Source organism: Curtobacterium flaccumfaciens, assembly GCF_051548005.1.
Classification (GTDB): domain Bacteria; phylum Actinomycetota; class Actinomycetes; order Actinomycetales; family Microbacteriaceae; genus Curtobacterium.
In genome coordinates, this window is the sequence record NZ_JBPUGH010000072.1 from 1 (window position 1) to 16,730 (window position 16,730).

The 16,730-nt window shown below is 70.7% G+C and carries 14 protein-coding genes; 1 reads left to right on the top strand and 13 read right to left on the bottom strand.

Going from position 1 to position 16,730, the window contains the following annotated elements; genetic code table 11:
• Positions 1-445: 445 nt before the first annotated feature.
• From ACSW7Y_RS09920 to otsA, 13 genes are all read right to left on the bottom strand, one after another.
• The gene (locus tag ACSW7Y_RS09920; protein ID WP_438126131.1) at positions 446-1,216 is read right to left on the bottom strand and encodes a fumarylacetoacetate hydrolase family protein; all 771 of its coding nucleotides are present in this window, start codon (positions 1,214-1,216) and stop codon (positions 446-448) included.
• A gap of 30 nt (positions 1,217-1,246) precedes the next feature.
• On the bottom strand, positions 1,247-2,356 hold the full coding sequence (locus tag ACSW7Y_RS09925) for a branched-chain amino acid aminotransferase (RefSeq protein ID WP_438126132.1): 1,110 nt from the start codon (positions 2,354-2,356) through the stop codon (positions 1,247-1,249).
• A gap of 12 nt (positions 2,357-2,368) precedes the next feature.
• On the bottom strand, positions 2,369-3,436 hold the full coding sequence (locus ACSW7Y_RS09930) for a 3-isopropylmalate dehydrogenase (protein WP_438126133.1): 1,068 nt from the start codon (positions 3,434-3,436) through the stop codon (positions 2,369-2,371).
• A gap of 14 nt (positions 3,437-3,450) precedes the next feature.
• The gene (gene serA, locus ACSW7Y_RS09935; RefSeq protein ID WP_438126134.1) at positions 3,451-5,040 is read right to left on the bottom strand and encodes a phosphoglycerate dehydrogenase; all 1,590 of its coding nucleotides are present in this window, start codon (positions 5,038-5,040) and stop codon (positions 3,451-3,453) included.
• Positions 5,041-5,201: 161 nt separating this feature from the next.
• Positions 5,202-5,582 (bottom strand): hypothetical protein, encoded by a 381-nt coding sequence (locus ACSW7Y_RS09940; protein ID WP_438126135.1) that lies wholly within the window; start codon positions 5,580-5,582, stop codon positions 5,202-5,204.
• Positions 5,579-6,001 carry a hypothetical protein gene (locus ACSW7Y_RS09945; protein WP_438126136.1) on the bottom strand — a complete coding sequence of 141 codons (423 nt, stop codon included), beginning with the start codon at positions 5,999-6,001 and terminating at the stop codon, positions 5,579-5,581. Before ACSW7Y_RS09945 ends, ACSW7Y_RS09940 begins: the two co-directional genes overlap by 4 nt.
• Positions 6,002-6,087: 86 nt before the next feature.
• Positions 6,088-7,278, bottom strand: coding sequence for a mannitol-1-phosphate 5-dehydrogenase (locus ACSW7Y_RS09950; protein WP_438126137.1), 1,191 nt, complete (start codon positions 7,276-7,278; stop codon positions 6,088-6,090).
• A gap of 230 nt (positions 7,279-7,508) precedes the next feature.
• Positions 7,509-8,534, bottom strand: coding sequence for a ketol-acid reductoisomerase (gene ilvC, locus ACSW7Y_RS09955; protein WP_438126138.1), 1,026 nt, complete (start codon positions 8,532-8,534; stop codon positions 7,509-7,511).
• 46 nt (positions 8,535-8,580) lie between these two features.
• The gene (gene ilvN, locus ACSW7Y_RS09960) at positions 8,581-9,081 is read right to left on the bottom strand and encodes an acetolactate synthase small subunit (protein WP_022904394.1); all 501 of its coding nucleotides are present in this window, start codon (positions 9,079-9,081) and stop codon (positions 8,581-8,583) included.
• Positions 9,078-10,901, bottom strand: a complete 1,824-nt coding sequence (locus tag ACSW7Y_RS09965; RefSeq protein ID WP_438126139.1) for an acetolactate synthase large subunit — start codon at positions 10,899-10,901, stop codon at positions 9,078-9,080. The genes ilvN and ACSW7Y_RS09965 overlap by 4 nt, the downstream gene beginning before the upstream one ends.
• A 46-nt stretch (positions 10,902-10,947) precedes the next feature.
• Entirely contained in the window at positions 10,948-12,642 is a 1,695-nt protein-coding gene (gene ilvD, locus ACSW7Y_RS09970; protein ID WP_438126140.1) for a dihydroxy-acid dehydratase, read from the bottom strand.
• Positions 12,643-12,799: 157 nt separating this feature from the next.
• A complete protein-coding gene (gene otsB / locus ACSW7Y_RS09975) occupies positions 12,800-13,588 on the bottom strand; it encodes a trehalose-phosphatase (RefSeq protein ID WP_438126141.1) in 789 nt (262 codons plus the stop codon).
• Positions 13,581-15,173 (bottom strand): alpha,alpha-trehalose-phosphate synthase (UDP-forming), encoded by a 1,593-nt coding sequence (otsA, locus tag ACSW7Y_RS09980; RefSeq protein ID WP_438126142.1) that lies wholly within the window; start codon positions 15,171-15,173, stop codon positions 13,581-13,583. The genes otsB and otsA overlap by 8 nt, the downstream gene beginning before the upstream one ends.
• Positions 15,174-15,369: 196 nt before the next feature.
• Here otsA and ACSW7Y_RS09985 point away from each other — a divergent pair.
• A partial coding sequence (locus ACSW7Y_RS09985; protein WP_438126143.1) for a hypothetical protein occupies positions 15,370-16,730 on the top strand: 1,361 nt, incomplete at its 3' end.

Genomic DNA, 16,730 nt, shown 5'->3' on the forward strand with positions numbered 1-16,730 from the left:
ATCCAAAAGGAATTGTCTCCGGACCGAGCAAGCTCGGCCACGGGGTCAATAAATTGGCATTGACAATGTGCACGCTGTTGAGTTCTCAAGGACCAGACGCACTCCCCACTCGACCCCGAACACGAGGCTTCGCCAGAGAGGCAGTTCCTTCCACACCGAACACTCCACCTTGGGGTGACGCTTCATCGGGGTGACGTTGCTGCGAGCGGGACCCCGTCCGGGCTGCATCTCCAGGTCTTCGACCCGGTGACCGTCTCGGCCGTTCCGTTCTCCGCCTCAGCGGCAACGAGTGATTACTCTACACACGCCCCGGGGGGCCCGCCAACCGTTGTCCATCCCGGGCGTGTCGCGCTCCGGTCCGTCTGCGGCCGGGGCGCCCCGATCGGCACGGGAACGGCGAACGGCCCGCCCCCTGTGCGGGGAACGGGCCGTTCGGTGGTGCTGGTCAGTGCTTCGCGATGACCGGGTTCTTCAGGGAACCCAGGCCGGAGATCGTCACCTCGACGACCTCGCCGTCGCGGATCTCGCCGACGCCGGCCGGTGTGCCGGTGAGGATGACGTCACCGGGCAGGAGCGTCCAGATCGACGAGACGAACTCGATGAGGGTGGGGATGTCGTGGATCATCTCGCTCGTCGAGGCCGCCTGGCGCAGCTCGCCGTCCACGCGGGTCTCGAGGCGGATGTCCGACGGATCGATCTCCGTCTCGATCGCCGGGCCGAGCGGGCAGAACGTGTCGAAGCCCTTCGCGCGCGTCCACTGCCCGTCCCGGGCCTGGAGGTCACGGGCGGTCACGTCGTTCGCGATCGTGTAGCCGAGGATGACACTCGCGAAGTCCTCACGACGGACGTTCTTCGCGAGCGAGCCGATCACGATCGCGAGCTCGCCCTCGTGGTCGACGCGGCCGACGCCTGCGGGCAGTCTGATCGGGTCGTCGGGTCCGATGACGGTCGTGTTCGGCTTGAGGAACACCACGGGGTCGTCGCTCGAGCGCTCGTCCATCTCGGACGCGTGCTCGGCGTAGTTGAGCCCGACGCCGATCACCTTCGAACGCGGGATCACCGGAGCGAGCAGCTTCGCCTCCGTCAGGGGCACCCGCTCCCCCGTCGTCTCGAACCCCTGGTACATCGGGTCCCCCGCGAGCACGACGAGGTCGCGCTCGTCGAGGATGCCGTAGCGGGGGTCTTCACCCTTGCTGCTGAACCGTGCGATCTTCACCGCTCGACCCTACCCACGCCCGCGCCGCGATCAGGACGCGTCGGTCAGCTTGGTCATCCACCCGTGCGGGTCCGGACGACGGCCGTACTGGATGTCCGTGAGTTCCTCGCGGAGCGACATCGTCAGCTCGCCGGCACCCTCGGTCGGCGAACCGATCGTGAAACCGTCGCCGCGGAGCTCGGCGATCGGCGTCACCACGGCGGCCGTGCCGCACGCGAAGGCCTCGGTGATCGAGCCGTCCGCCACACCGTCGCGCCACTCGTCGAGCGTGACCCGGCGGCGCTCGACGCGGAGGCCGCGGTCCTCGGCGAGCTGCAGGATCGAGTCCCGCGTGATGCCCTCGAGGATGGAGTCGGAGTCCGGCGTGACGAGCGCGCCGTCCGCCTTGACGAGCACGACGTTCATCCCGCCGAGCTCCTCGAGGTACTTGCCCTCCTGCGAGTCGAGGAACATCACCTGCTGGCAGCCGTGCTCGTAGGCCTCCTGCTGGGGCAGCAGCGACGACGCGTAGTTACCGCCGGTCTTCGCAGCACCGGTGCCGCCCTTGCCCGCACGGGCGTAGGTGGTCGACAACCAGATCGACACGGGCTTCGGCCCCGACGTGAAGTACGCGCCGGCCGGGCTCGCGATGCAGTGGTAGTCCACCGCCTGCGCGGCGCGGACGCCGAGGAAGGACTCGGTCGCGATCATGAACGGCCGCAGGTACAGGCTCGTCTCCGGCGCCGACGGCACCCAGTCGACGTCGGTCTGCACGAGCTGGCGGATCGACTCGACGAACGCGTCGACCGGGAGCTCCGGGAGCGCCAGGCGCACGGCCGAGCGCTGGAACCGACGGGCGTTCGCGTCCGGTCGGAAGGTCCACACGGAGCCGTCCGCGTGACGGTAGGCCTTGAGTCCCTCGAAGATCTCCTGCGCGTAGTGCAGGACACTCGCGCTCGGGTCGAGGGTCAGCGGTCCGTACGGGTGGATCGACGCGTCGTGCCAGCCGTCCTCGACGGTCCAGCTGACGGTGGCCATGTGGTCGGTGAAGTGCTTGCCGAAGCCCGGGTCCGCCAGGATCGCCTCACGCTCGGCGGCGGCTCGGCGCTCGGGTGACGGTGTGGTGGAGAACTCGAGCCCGAAGGCGGTGTCGGTCGTCATGGGTGACTCCTGTCAGGCGGTGGTGGTGCGTGCCGTGACCGCGGCGGCGACGGCGTCGCCGATCTCGGCCGTGCGACGCTGCGTGGTGCCCCGGTCAGCGAGGTCCGATTCGACCGCCTGGGTCACCACCGACGCCAGGTCGCTGCGACCGAGGTGGTCGAGCAGGAGGGCGACGGAGAGGATGGCGGCCGTGGGATCGGCCTTCTGCTGACCTGCGATGTCCGGCGCGGAACCGTGGACCGGCTCGAACATGCTGGGGAAGGTGCCGTCCGGGTTGATGTTGCCCGAGGCCGCCAGACCGATGCCGCCGCTGATCGCGCCGGCCAGGTCGGTGATGATGTCGCCGAAGAGGTTGTCGGTGACGATGACGTCGAACCGCGCGGGGTCCTGCACCATGTGGATGGTGACGGCGTCGACGTGCTGGTAGTCCACGGTGACGGACGGGTACTCCGCCCCGACCGCCGCGACCGTGCGCTGCCAGAGCGACCCTGCGTGGACGAGCACGTTGCTCTTGTGCACGAGCGTCAGGTGCTTGCGCGCGCGGCGGTCGGCGAGGTCGAACGCGTACCGGACGACCCGTTCGACGCCGTGCGCCGTGTTCAGCGACACCTCGGTGGCGATCTCGTGCGGGGTGTCGACGCGGATGGCGCCGCCGTTCCCGACGTACGGCCCCTCGGTCCCCTCGCGCACCACCACGAAGTCGACGTCCCCGGGCGACGCCAGCGGCGTCCTCACACTCGGGTAGACGACGGTGGGCCGGAGGTTCACGTAGTGGTCGAACGCGAAGCGGAGCTTCAGCAGCAGACCGCGCTCGATGATGCCGCCGGCGAGTCGCGGGTCGCGCGGGTCGCCCCCGACGGCGCCGAGCAGGATCGCGTCGTGCGTCGCGATCTCCGCCATGTCGTCGTCGGTCAGGACGTCGCCGGTCGCGAGGAACCGCTCGGCGCCGAGCGAGAACGCGGTCTCCTCGACCACGAGGTCGTCCGGCAGCACGGCGTGCAGGACCTTCAGCGCCTCGGCGACGACCTCGGGTCCGATGCCGTCGCCCCGGACGACGGCGAGCTTCACGGTCTGCGTCATCTCCCCGACTCCCCCTACAGCGTGATGTCGATCTCGCGGAGCGAGGTCGCGTCGATGGTGGAGCGGACGTGCTCGAGGATCTCGGCGGGGACCGGCGAGTCGACCGTCAGGACGCTGAGCGCCTGGCCACCGGCGGCCTCGCGCGAGATCTGCATCGCGGCGATGTTGATCCCCGCGTCACCGAACTCCTTGCCGTAGACCGCGACGATGCCGGGACGGTCGACGTACTCCATGACGACGTGGTGCCGGTCGAGCGGGACCTCGACGTCGTGACCGTTGATCTCGACGAGCTTCTCGACCTGCTTCGGGCCGGTGAGGGTGCCCGAGACGCTGATCGCCGGGCCGTCGGACTGGGCACCACGGATCGTGAGCACGTTCCGGTACTCCGGGCTGTCGGCGTCGGTGATCAGGCGGACCGAGACACCGCGCTGCTCCGCGATGAGCGGGGCGTTCACGTACGACACCTGGTCGCTGACGACGTCGGTGAACACGCCCTTGAGCGCCGCGAGCTTGAGGACGCTGACGTCGTACCCGGCGAGCTCGCCGTGGACCTCGACGTCGATGCTCGTCACCGGGGAGGTCGCGAGCGCGGTGAAGACCTGGCCGAGCTTCTCCACGAGCGGGATGCCCGGGCGCACGTACGGGTCGATGACGCCGCCGGCGACGTTCACGGCGTCCGGGACCAGTTCGCCCCCGAGCGCGAGGCGCACGGACTTGGCCACCGAGACGCCCGCTTTCTCCTGCGCTTCGTCCGTCGACGCGCCCAGGTGCGGCGTCACGACCACGTTCGGGAGCGACGTCAGCGCGTCGTCCTGCGGCGGCTCCGAGACGAAGACGTCGAGTCCGGCGCCGGCGATGGTGCCGGAGGTCAGGGCACGGCGGAGCGCGTCCTCGTCGATCAGCCCGCCGCGGGCCACGTTCACGACGAACGCGGTCGGCTTCATGAGCGCGAACTGCTCGTCGGAGATCATGCCGAGGGTCTCGGGCGTCTTCGGCATGTGGATCGTGGTGAAGTCCGCGCGACGGAGGAGGTCCTCGAGGGAGACGAGCTCGACCCCGAGCTGCTGCGCGCGGGCGGTGGTGACGTACGGGTCGTGGGCGATCACCGAGACACCGAACGCCTGCAGGCGCTGCGTGATGAGCGCACCGATGCGGCCGAGGCCGATGATGCCGACGGTCTTCTCGTAGAGCTCGACGCCGGTGTAGGCGGAGCGCTTCCAGGCGCCGCCGGCGAGCGACGCATGGGCGGCCGGGATGTGGCGCGCGAGCGACAGGATGTGCCCGACGGTGAGCTCGGCGGCCGAGATGATGTTCGAGGTCGGCGCGTTGACGACCATCACACCGGCGGTGGTGGCCGCCTTGATGTCGACGTTGTCGAGGCCGACGCCGGCGCGGGCGACGACCTGCAGGTTCGGTGCAGCGGCGATCGCCTCGGCGTCGACCTTGGTGGCGGACCGCACCAGGATCGCGTTCGCGTCGGCGAGGGCGGACAGGAGCGCTGGGCGGTCGGTACCGTCCACGTTCCGGATCTCGAAGTCGGGCCCGAGGGCGTCGACGGTGGCGGGCGAGAGTTCTTCGGCGATCAGGACGACCGGCTTCGGCACGACTGCTGTTTCCTCACACGAGACGGGCGGTATCCCACCATGCTATCGACGCGAGCGGATGGTTACGACCGTGGGTCGGCCCTGGTGGTGACCGGACGACGGACGGGAGGCACGGCGCGCGTCGCGAGCCGGGCCTCCCGTCCGGTGGTGGGGCCGGTCCGTCAGGACCCGATGACCGTCGTGCTCGTCACGTACTGCAGGAGGGTGAACCAGAGTGCGCTCACCGCGCAGAGCGCGGTGAGGAACACGACCACTGTCCGGAGGGGCGGCATGCGTCGCGACACGACGAGGGCGACCACGAACCCGACGGGGGCGATGGCGACGTCGAGCACGAGGGCCGCCCACGGGACCGAACTCTGGAGCGCCGTCGCGCCGTTCTTCGCGAGGAACTCGTTGTTGCGCAGGATCGGCGTCGAGACGCCGACGAAGTTGCCGACGGCCTGCCACGTGACGTACGCGAGCAGGAGCGCGGCGACGACCCAGATCGCGATGCGCCACGGTGCGAGCACCCGCACGGGCGACGGGGCGGTGTCGGCGGTCACCCGAAGCTCCTCGTCAGGATGAAGGGCCACGGGACGAGCACGACCGCGCCGATCAGCAGCCAGACGAACTTGGTGCGGTTGCGGGCGGACTGGCCGAGCCAGAGCGTCGCGACGAACCACAGGGCGGGGGCGACGATGGCGAGGGCGCGCATCACCTCGGACACGGGGTCGGCGACGACCAGCACGCTCGCGCTGATGAGCCACGCGACCGTGTAGAGCAGGTAGAGCCCGCCGAGGACGCCGAACCCGATGAGCGGTCCGGAGCCGAGCGGCCCGTCTTCGTGGGAGCTCCGCTCCTTGACGGCGACGGGGTTGTGGGCGGCGTCGACGTGCGTCGCGTCGTCCGCGTCACCCCAGCTCAGCGCGTCGTCGTCCTCGTGGTCGACGGACCCGTCCGGAGGTGATGCTGCCGTGGTCATGCCGTCGATTCTACGAGGCGTCGAGGGACGGTCGCGCCCGGACCGGGCGTGTGCGTGGGCGCCGCGGTCCACGGACGCACGCGGCCTCAGGCGTCGGCCGACTCGGTCTCGAGCACGGCCGCGACGACCTCGCGCACCGCGGGGAAGAGCGGGTGGCTCTCCATGAGGCCCGTGAGGATCTCGGTGAGCGCGTGCGCGGTGGCGCCCGAGCGCAGCAGCGCGTGGAGCTCGATCGACTCCGGGTCGTCCTGGTCGTCGAACGCCAGTGCCGCGCGGATCGCGCCGAGCAGGTGGTCGACGGGCAGCCCACGCTCGGCGAGCTGGGCAGCCGGTCCGACGAAGCGCTCACGCCGCCCGAGCTTGCGCAGCGGGTTGCGCCCCACGCGGACCGTGGTGTCGGGCAGGTGCGGGTTGGCGATCCGGGACAGGTTCGCCGCGACGTACCGCGCGTGCTCCCCCGGGTCGAACCCGTGCTTCGCGATGAGCAGCGCGGTGGTCTCGGCGAGCACGCCGTCGACCTCGGCGCGGACCTCGCGGTCCTCGAGGGCTTCCCGGATGAGCCGGATGCCGCGCGTGTAGCCGTGGTAGGCGGCGGTCGCGTGCGCGGTGTTCACCGTGTAGAGCTTGCGCTCCACGAACGGCTGGAGGTCGTCGACCCAGGTCACCCCGTCGATCACGGGCGGTTCGCTGTCGGACGCGTCGAACGGGGTCCGCTCGATGACCCACTCGTAGAAGGGCTCGAGGACGACGTCGAGGCCGCCGGACTGCCCGAGGACGCCGGACTGGTCGGGGACGATGCGGTCGATCGCGCAGTTCGCGAAGACGGCGGCGACGTCGCGGTCCTCGAGCACGGGGGCTCGGCGGATGCTCGCGTGGAGGGAGTCCGTGGCGTTGAAGGCGTTCTCGCACGCGACGACGGTGACGTCACCGCGGTCGGCGCTGCGGGCCGCGAGGCCCTCGGCGATGACGGGGGCGACGAGCGGGAGGGTGCGGGCGCCGACGGCGGTCGTGACGACGTCGGCCTCGGCGATGGCCTGCACGACGCGTTCGCGGTCTGACTTGCTGTTCAGGGCCCGGAATCCGTAGACGAGGTGCTCGACCGGCATCTCGCCGACCTCGTGCACCACGAAGCGCCCGGCTTCGTTGAGGGCGGAGACGACGCGTTCGTCGACGTCGACGAAGGTGAGCTCGTAGCCGCTCGCCACGAGGAACTGGCCCACGAAGCCGCGCCCGATCTTGCCGGCGCCGATGTGGACCGCTCGTCTCGTCACCGCCATCGGACGATCATCCCATGCCGATCGGTCCGGTCCTGACCAGCGCCGGACGCGGTCGACGACGAGCGTCGGCGAACGGCCGACGACCGCCCCGGGCGGGGCGCGGAGACCCCGCGGACACGCCGATCTCCGGCGCCGGGGGTGGTGAAGAGCTGCTGCATAACGTTCGGGTCACATCGAGAGGCGGCGGTGCACGGTGCACCGCCGCCTCGTCGTCGAGTGGTGTTGCGAGACTACCGCGCGGCCGAGCCGTCCACGTAGTCGGCGTCGTTCGACTTCCACGCGAAGAGCGCACGGAGCTCGCGACCGGTGGCCTCGATGGGGTGGCCCTCGCCCTTCGCACGCAGCTCCTTGAACTCGGGCGCGCCGGCGTCCTGGTCCTCGATGAAGCGCTTCGCGAAGGTGCCGTCCTGGATGTCCTTGAGGACGGCCTTCATGTTCTCCTTGACCTCGGGCGAGATCACGCGGGGGCCGGAGACGTAGTCACCGAACTCGGCGGTGTCGGAGATCGACCAGCGCTGCTTCGTGAGGCCGCCCTCCCAGATGAGGTCGACGATGAGCTTGAGCTCGTGCAGGACCTCGAAGTAGGCGATCTGCGGCTGGTAGCCCGCCTCGGTGAGGGTCTCGAAGCCGTACTGGATGAGCTGCGAGGTGCCACCGCAGAGGACGGCCTGCTCGCCGAACAGGTCGGTCTCGGTCTCCTCGGTGAAGGTCGTCTTGATGCCACCGGAGCGCAGGCCACCGATGGCCTTCGAGTAGCTCCACGCGAGGTCCCACGCCGAACCGGACGCGTCGACCTCGACGGCGACGATCACGGGGACGCCGCGGCCGGCCTCGTACTCGCGGCGGACGGTGTGTCCGGGGCCCTTCGGCGCGACGAGCGACACGTCGACGCCCTCCGGCGCCTGGATGTAGCCGTAGCGGATGTTGAAGCCGTGGCCGAAGACGAGCGTCGCGCCGTCCTTGAGGTTCGGCTCGATGTCGTCCTTGTAGACGATGCGCTGCACCTGGTCGGGCGCGAGGATGACGACGACGTCGGCCCAGGCGGTGGCGTCGGCCGGGGTGAGGACCTCGAAGCCCGCCTCTTCGGCCTTCTGGCGGCTCTTCGAGCCCTCCTTGAGGCCGATCTTCACCTCGACGCCGCTGTCGCGGAGGTTGAGGGCGTGGGCGTGGCCCTGCGAGCCGTACCCGATGACAGCGACCTTCTTGCCCTGGATGAGCGTCAGGTCGGCGTCGGCGTCGTACACGATGTCAGTCACGAGGGTGTGTCTCCTTGGTTCTGGTGGTCTGTGGGGGCCGACGGGGTCAGCGCACCCGGTCGGTGATGCTCTTCGGTCCGCGGCCCATGCCGAGGAGGCCCGCGCGGGCGAGCTCCTTGATGCCGTACGGCTCGAGCACGCGGAGGATGGCCTGGATCTTGCCGGGGTCACCCGTGACCTCGACGACGAGCGAGTCGGTCGCCACGTCGACGACCTGGGCACGGAAGAGGGTCACGGCCTCCAACACGGCCGAGCGCGTCTGGTTGTCGACGCGGACCTTGACGAGCATGTGCTCGCGCTGGACCGACTGCGAGAAGTCGAGTTCGACGATCTTGATGACGTTGACGAGCTTGTTGAGCTGCTTCGTGACCTGCTCGAGCGGCAGGTCCTCGACGTCCACCACGACCGTGATGCGGGACAGTCCCTCGACCTCGGTGTTCCCCACCGCGAGCGACTCGATGTTGAAGCCGCGGCGGGCGAACAGGCCGGCGACGCGCGTCAGCAGACCCGGCTTGTCCTCGACGAGCAGGGAGAGGACGTGGCTCATGCGGGGTCTCCGGTCATGTCGGCGTCCTCGACGTCCCAGCTGGGCGCGTGGTCGCGGGCGTACTCGATCGAGGAGTTGCCGACGCCCTGCGGGACCATCGGCCAGACCATCGAGTCGCGGCTGACGACGAAGTCGATCACCACGGGACGGTCGTTCGTCTCGAGTGCGAGTCGGATGGCGTCGTCGACCTGGTCGGCGCGTTCGACGCGGATGCCGAGGGCGCCGTAGGCGTCGGCGAGCTTCACGAAGTCGGGCACGCGGCGGCTCTGGTGGCCGGTCTCGAGGTCGGTGAAGGAGTGCCGGCCGTCGTAGAACAGCGTCTGCCACTGCCGCACCATGCCGAGCGACGAGTTGTTGATCACCGCGACCTTGATCGGGATGTCGTTGATGACGCAGGTCGCGAGCTCCTGGTTCGTCATCTGGAAGCAGCCGTCGCCGTCGATCGCCCACACGACGCGGTCCGGCTGGGCGACCTTGGCACCCATCGCCGCCGGGACGGAGTACCCCATCGTGCCGGCGCCGCCCGAGTTGAGCCACGCGTTCGGTCGCTCGTACTGGATGAACTGCGCCGACCACATCTGGTGCTGGCCGACGCCGGAGGCGTAGATCGCCTCGGGGCCGGTGAGCTCGCCGAGCCGCTTGATGATCGCCTGCGGCGCGAGGAGCCCGTCCGTCGGCTCGGCGTACCCGAGCGGGAAGTCCTTCCGCAGCTGCGTGAGCTTCGACCACCAGGCGGACGTGTCCGCGCGGTCGTCGGGCTGGATGCCGCCCCAGGCGTCGAGCAGGTCGGCCAGCACCTCCTTCGCGTCGCCCACGATCGGGACGTCCGCGAAGCGGATCTTCGAGATCTCGGCGGGGTCGATGTCGACGTGCACGACCTTGGCGTGCGGCGCGAACTCGTCGGCCTTGCCCGTCACGCGGTCGTCGAACCGGGCACCGAGCGCGATGATGAGGTCGCTGTCCTGCAGACCGAGCACCGCCGGGACCGTGCCGTGCATGCCGGGCATGCCGAGGTGCTGCGGGTGCGAGTCCGGGAACGCGCCCCGGGCCATGAGCGTCGTGACGACCGGCGCACCGGTCGCCTCGGCGAACGCCCGCAGCTCGGCGGTGGCACCGGAGCGGACGACGCCGCCACCGACGTAGAGCACGGGGCGCTCGGACTCGGCGAGCAGCTGCGCGGCGGCCGCGATCTGCTTGCCGTGCGCCTTCGTCACGGGACGGTAGCCCGGCAGGTCGATCTTCGGCGGCCACACGTAGGGCGCCGACTTCTGCTGTGCGTCCTTCGTGATGTCGACGAGCACCGGCCCGGGACGACCGGTCGTGGCGATCTGGTACGCCGCAGCCAGGGTCGCCGGGATGTCGGCGGGGTCGGTCACGAGGAACGAGTGCTTCGTGATCGGCATGGTGATGCCGACGATGTCCGCCTCCTGGAAGGCGTCCGTCCCCATCAGGGTCGAGAACACCTGCCCGGTGATGGCGATGAACGGCACCGAGTCCATGTAGGCGTCGGCGATGGCGGTGACGAGGTTCGTCGCGCCGGGGCCGGACGTCGCGATCGCGACGCCGACCCTGCCGGACGCCGAGGCGTAGCCCTCGGCGGCGTGCCCGGCGCCCTGCTCGTGGCGGACGAGGACGTGGCGGATCGTCGTGGACGCCATGAGCTCGTCGTAGAAGGGGATGATGGCGCCACCGGGCAGGCCGAAGACGTCGGTGATCCCGAGGTGCTCGAGCGTCCGGAGGACGGCTCCCGAGCCGGTCAGGACCTCCGGCGTCCGGCGTGCACCGGAGGCCGCGGACAGCGGAGTTGCTTCCGTGGGCATGAGGTGTTCCTTGCCTGGAGGGATGGCGATGGTGCGGGTGTCGACGCTAGCCCGTGACCGCGCCCTTGGCGGCGGACTGGACGAGCTTCGCGAACTTCGCGAGGACTCCGCGGGTGTAACGCGGGGGCAGCGGGGCCCAGCCTTCGCGGCGGGCCTCCAGCTCGGCGTCGTCGACCAGTAGGTCGAGCGAGCGAGCCGCGATGTCGACACGGATGCGGTCGCCATCGCGCACGAATGCGACTGGACCTGCGTCCACCGCTTCCGGTGCGATGTGGCCGATGCACAGGCCGGTTGTGCCGCCTGAGAATCGTCCGTCCGTCAACAGTAGTACATCCTTGCCGAGGCCAGCGCCCTTGATCGCCGCGGTGATGGCGAGCATCTCGCGCATCCCCGGACCGCCCTTCGGACCCTCGTACCGGATGACGACGACGTCGCCCTTCTGGATCTGTCCCTCGGTGAGGGCGTCCATCGCCGCACGCTCGCGGTCGAAGACCCGGGCGGGGCCCTCGAAGACGGCCGCGTCGAAGCCCGCGGTCTTGACGACCGCACCCTCGGGGGCGAACGAGCCCTGCAGGATCGTCAGGCCACCGGTGGCGTGGATCGGCTGGTCGAGCGGGCGGAACACCTTGCCGTCGAGCGCCGGCGGGTCGATCTCCGCGAGGTTCTCGGCCATGGTCTTGCCCGTGACGGTCATGACGTCGCCGTGCAGCAGCCCGGCGTCGAGGAGCGCCTTCATGACGACGGGGATGCCGCCGTTCTTGTCGACGTCGTTCATCACGTACTGGCCGAAGGGCTTCATGTCCGCGATGTGCGGGACCTTCGAGCCGATGCGGTTGAAGTCGTCGAGGGTGAGCTCGACCTCGGCCTCGTGCGCGATCGCGAGGAGGTGCAGCACGACGTTGGTCGAGCCGCCGAGGGCCATCGCGACGGCGATCGCGTTCTCGAAGGCCTCCTTCGTCAGGATCTGACGCGCCGTGATGCCCTTGCGGAGCATGTTCACGACGGCCTCACCCGAGCGGTGCGCGTAGTAGTCACGGCGACGGTCGGCCGAGGGCGGGGCGGCGGAGCCCGGGAGGGACATGCCGAGCGCCTCGGCGACGGACGCCATCGTGTTGGCCGTGTACATGCCACCGCAGGCGCCCTCGCCCGGGACGATGGCGCACTCGATCTCCTTGAGCTCGGCCTCGGTGATCTTGCCGGCCTTGCAGGCACCGACGCCCTCGAAGGAGTCGATGATCGTGACCTCCTTGAAGGAGCCGTCCGCCTGCTTCACGTAGCCCGGCATGACCGAACCGGCGTAGAGGAAGACACTCGCGAGGTCGAGCCGCGCGGCGGCCATGAGCATGCCCGGGAGCGACTTGTCGCAGCCGGCGAGCAGGACGGTGCCGTCCAGCCGCTCGGCCATCACGACGGTCTCGACACTGTCGGCGATGACCTCGCGCGAGACGAGGGAGAAGTGCATGCCCTCGTGGCCCATCGAGATGCCGTCGGAGACGGAGACGGTGCCGAACTGGAGCGGGTACCCGCCGCCGGAGTGGACGCCTTCCTTGGCGCCCTGCGCGAGGCGGTCGAGGGACAGGTTGCAGGGGGTGATCTCGTTCCAGGAGGACGCGATCCCGATCTGCGGCTTCTCCCAGTCCTCGTCGCCCATGCCGACGGCCCGGAGCATCCCACGCGAGGTGGTGGCTTCGATCCCGTCGGTGACGACCCGGCTGCGCGGCTTCACGTCGATGTCAGGCATGGGGTGAGTCTAGGCGCAGTTGGGATACCAGCCGAGCAACAACATGCATCCGCATGGTGTCCGCTGCGCGGAACAGCCGGCCGGGAGGCACGGTGCGCGCCCGCCGGGCCGGTCGCGCCGACGGGACGGGTCGCGCCACCGGCGCCCGCCAGGTCGGTCAGGCCGGTCGCGTCGCCCGCGCCCTCGCCAGCTGCTTCAGGACGTCGGTCAGGGCGGCCGGGTCGGCGACCCGGTAGCGGGCGAGGGTGTCACCCTCCCCCACCTTCACGCCGACGTCACCGTCGCGCAGGACCCGGAAGCCGTCCTCGTCGGTGACGTCGTCACCTGCGAAGAACACGGCGTCCGCGCCCCGCAGCTCGCGGAGCCGGTCGATCGCGTCGCCCTTCGTCACGTGGCGGACGGCGAACTCGAGGATGTCCTTGCCGCCGCGCTCGAGCACCGCGTCGTCGACCTCGTGGGCGACCCGGCTGGCCTCGGCGTCGGCGGCCGCTGCCGTCTCGGCGTCGACCGAGCGGGTGTGGACGCCGACCCCGGCGGGCTTGTGCTCGATCCGGACGCCCGGGTAGCGGGTCGCCACCTCGTCGATCGCGGCGCCGAGCCGTTGCACGCGCGCGGACTCGTCGTCGGTGAGGGCGTCCTCGTCGTGGCCGTCGACGCGCCACTCGACGCCGTGCGAGCCGACGAGCGCCATGCCGTCAGGGGCGTGCGTCACGCGGGCGAGTCCGTCGAGCGACCGTCCCGACACGAGGACCACCTCGGTGTCGCGTGCGCGTTGGAGGGTGAGCACGGCCGCCCAGGAGCCGGGCAGGGCGCCGACCTGCGCCGGGTCGTCCGCGAAGGGCGCGAGCGTGCCGTCGAAGTCGAGGGCGACGATGAGGCGCGGCGCAGCCGCGAGCGTCTCGAGGGCCGACGACAGGGCGGACGGATCGGTGGTCTGCTCAGGCACCACGGGCCTCCCGGGTGTCCTCGGCCGCACGCGCGGTCTGGGCGTCCTGGTCGAAGATCGACATCCGGTCGTCCTCGGCCTCGCGGTGTCGCTCACCGCCGTCCACCGCCGACGGGTCGATCCGCGAACTCCGCGGCGCGTGCCGGTCGAGGGCTTCGAGGAAGGAGCGTGACCAGCGCGCCACGTCGTTCTCGCGGACCCGCTTGCGGAGCGCGCGCATGCGCGTGGAACGCTCGCGACGCGGCATCTCGATCGCGCGTTGGATCGAGTCCTTGAGCGCACCGATGTCGTGCGGGTTCACGATGACGGCCTGCTTGAGCTCGTCGGCGGCGCCGGTGAACTCGGAGAGGATGAGGACGCCGTCGTTGTCGAAGCGTGTGGCGATGTACTCCTTGGCGACGAGGTTCATGCCGTCGCGGAGCGCGGTGACGAGCATCACGTCGGCGGCGAGGTAGAGCGCCACCATCTCCTCGCGCGGGTAGCCGTGGTGGAGGTACGCGATCGGCTGGTGGCCGATCACGCCGAGGTCGCCGTTGATGCGACCGACCGTGAGCTCGATCTCGTCCCGGAGCGTCGCGTACGTGTCGACGCGCTCGCGGCTCGGGCTGGCGACCTGGATGAGGGTGGCGTCCTCCACGGCGATGCGGCCGTCCTCGACGAGCTCGCCGAACGCCTTGATGCGGTGCCGGATGCCCTTCGTGTAGTCGAGGCGGTCGACCCCGAGCAGCACGGTCTTCGGGTTGCCGAGGCTCTCGCGGATCTCGCGGGCACGCTCCTGCACCTCGGGACGGTGGGCGATCTCCTCGAACCCGGCGGCGTCGATCGAGATCGGGAAGTGCCGGGCCTCGACGTGGCGCACGGTGATGCCCTTGCGGCTGCGCGGTGCGGCCGGGTCGTCGACGGGGACGTCGATCGTCGAGCCCTTCGTCGTGTAACCCTTGATGTGCCGGACCGCGCGGAGGAAGTCGCTCGCGTCGTCGTGCCGCTGGAACCCGATGACGTCAGCCCCGAGCAGGCCGTCGAGGATCTGCGCGCGCCACGGCAGCTGGGCGTAGATGCCCACCGGCGGGAACGGGATGTGGTTGAAGAAGCCGATCGTCAGGTCGGGACGCATGGCACGGAGCAGCGCCGGCACGAGCTGCAGCTGGTAGTCCTGCACCCAGACGACGCCGTCCTGCTCGACGATCTGGGCGATCTGCTCGGCGAAGCGCTCGTTCACGCGCTTGTACGCGTTCCACCAGTCGCGGTGGTAGCTCGGGTGCTCGATGACGTCGTGGTAGAGCGGCCAGAGCGTGTCGTTGCTGAAGCCCTCGTAGTACTCCTCGACGTCCTCGGTGCTGAGCGGCACCGGGACGATGTGTATTCCGTCGTTGTCGAAGGGTGCGACCTCGACGTCGGGCTGCCCGACCCAGCCGACCCAGGCGCCGTCGTTGGCGCGCATGACCGGCTCGAGCGCGGTCACGAGGCCACCCGGCGAGTGCCGCCAGCCCTCGTTGCCGTCCTCGTCGACGACGCGGTCCACCGGGAGGCGGTTCGACGCGACGACGAAGGCGTAGCGGGAGGGGTCGGTGTCGTCAGCAGCCATGGGGTGGTGGTGTCTCCGTTCGTCTTGGCCGCCGCACGCGGGGGCGGTGCAGGCGGACGTTCCGAAGCTACCAGCGGGACACCAGCGGATTCACGGGACCTCGGCAGTCTGGATATGATGCTCCCTCGTGTCGGGGGGACACGAGGTGCCCACAGGGGTGGCGCCGGCCTCCCGGTCGGAAAGGACACCACCTCTCGTGAGCGAGCACCCACCCATTCCCCCGCAGCCGCCGCAGCAGCCCGCTGCCGCATCGGCGCCGACCCCGGCGCCGGCACCGTCCGACGGCTTCGACCGCCTCCTCCGCACGGTGCCCGGGCGGGACTGGCTCGCCGCCGTGCTCGGCGCGGTCGGGGGCTGGGTCGCCGCCTACGTGGTCGCCGTGGTCTCGCTCCTGCTCACCGTCGCCGTCGCCGCCGCGGGCGGGTCCGGCGATGGTTCGTCCGACCTCGGCTCGTCGAGCGGGTTCAGCGGCTCCGGATCGGGCGTGCCCGACGTGCAGTCGCTCCTCTCCGGTGTGAGCGTCATCCTCGGCGCTCCCGCGCAGCTCGTCGTGCTCGCCGACCTCGGGCGGCTCCACGGCTCCGGGTCGATCGGTCTGCTCGGCTCCGGCTCGGGTTCGCTCGGCGTCGTCCCGGCGGTCGTGCTCGCCGCGCAGGTCGTGCTCGCCGTCGTGCTGACGCGGCGCATCCGCTCGCGCGTGCTCCCCCTCCCGCAGCTGCTGCTCACGAGCGTCGTCAGCGGCCTCGTGCTCGTCGCGCTCACGACCCTGACCGGCCTCGTCCTGGCGATCCGCTTCCCGGAGGTGGACGGTGCGACGATCGAGCCCGTGCACGGTGTCGGTCTCGGCAGCGTGCTCGGATCCTTCCTGATCGGTGCCCTCACCGCGCTGCTCGCCCGGCCGGCGCTCCTCGTCCGCGGCAACGTCCTGGTCGGCCGGGTCCTCGGCACCGTGCGCGTCGCCACCTCGCAGCTCGTCGTCCTCGTCGTGTTCGTGTCGGTCGTCGTCGTGGTCGTCGCGCTCGTCGCCCAGCCGTCGTGGGGCGCGGCGCTCCCGCTGCTCGTCGGCAACGCCGGCGTCGTCCTGACCGCGCTCGGGTTCCTCGGGGGCATCGGCAGCGGCGGCCTCGGCCCGGTGAACAGCACCGCGACCGTGTTCGGCGGTGCCGGCGGGTGGAGCTGGCTCGTCGTGCTGCTCGTGCTCGTCACGGCGTTCGCCGCCGGTCTGGTGCTCGCCGTCCGCCGGAACGACCGCGCCCGCAGCACGCTCGACTGGGTCGTGACGCCGGTCGTCTGGGCGCTCGGCGGCCTCGTGCTCCTCGTCCTCGGCACGCTCGTCGTCTCCTACCGCGTCAGCGGCGCGAGCACCGTCGGCGGCTCCGGCTCGGTCGGGGTCACGCCGTGGACGCCTGTCGTGTTCCTGCTCTGGGGTGCGGCGATCGAGGTCGTCGCCCGGTACGTCGCGCCGGTCCTGCTCCCCCGTCTCGGCGGCGGGGTGCTCCTGCGCACGGCGAAGCTCGTCGGGACCGACCCGCAGCCCGCGCCCGCGTGGGCCGTGGC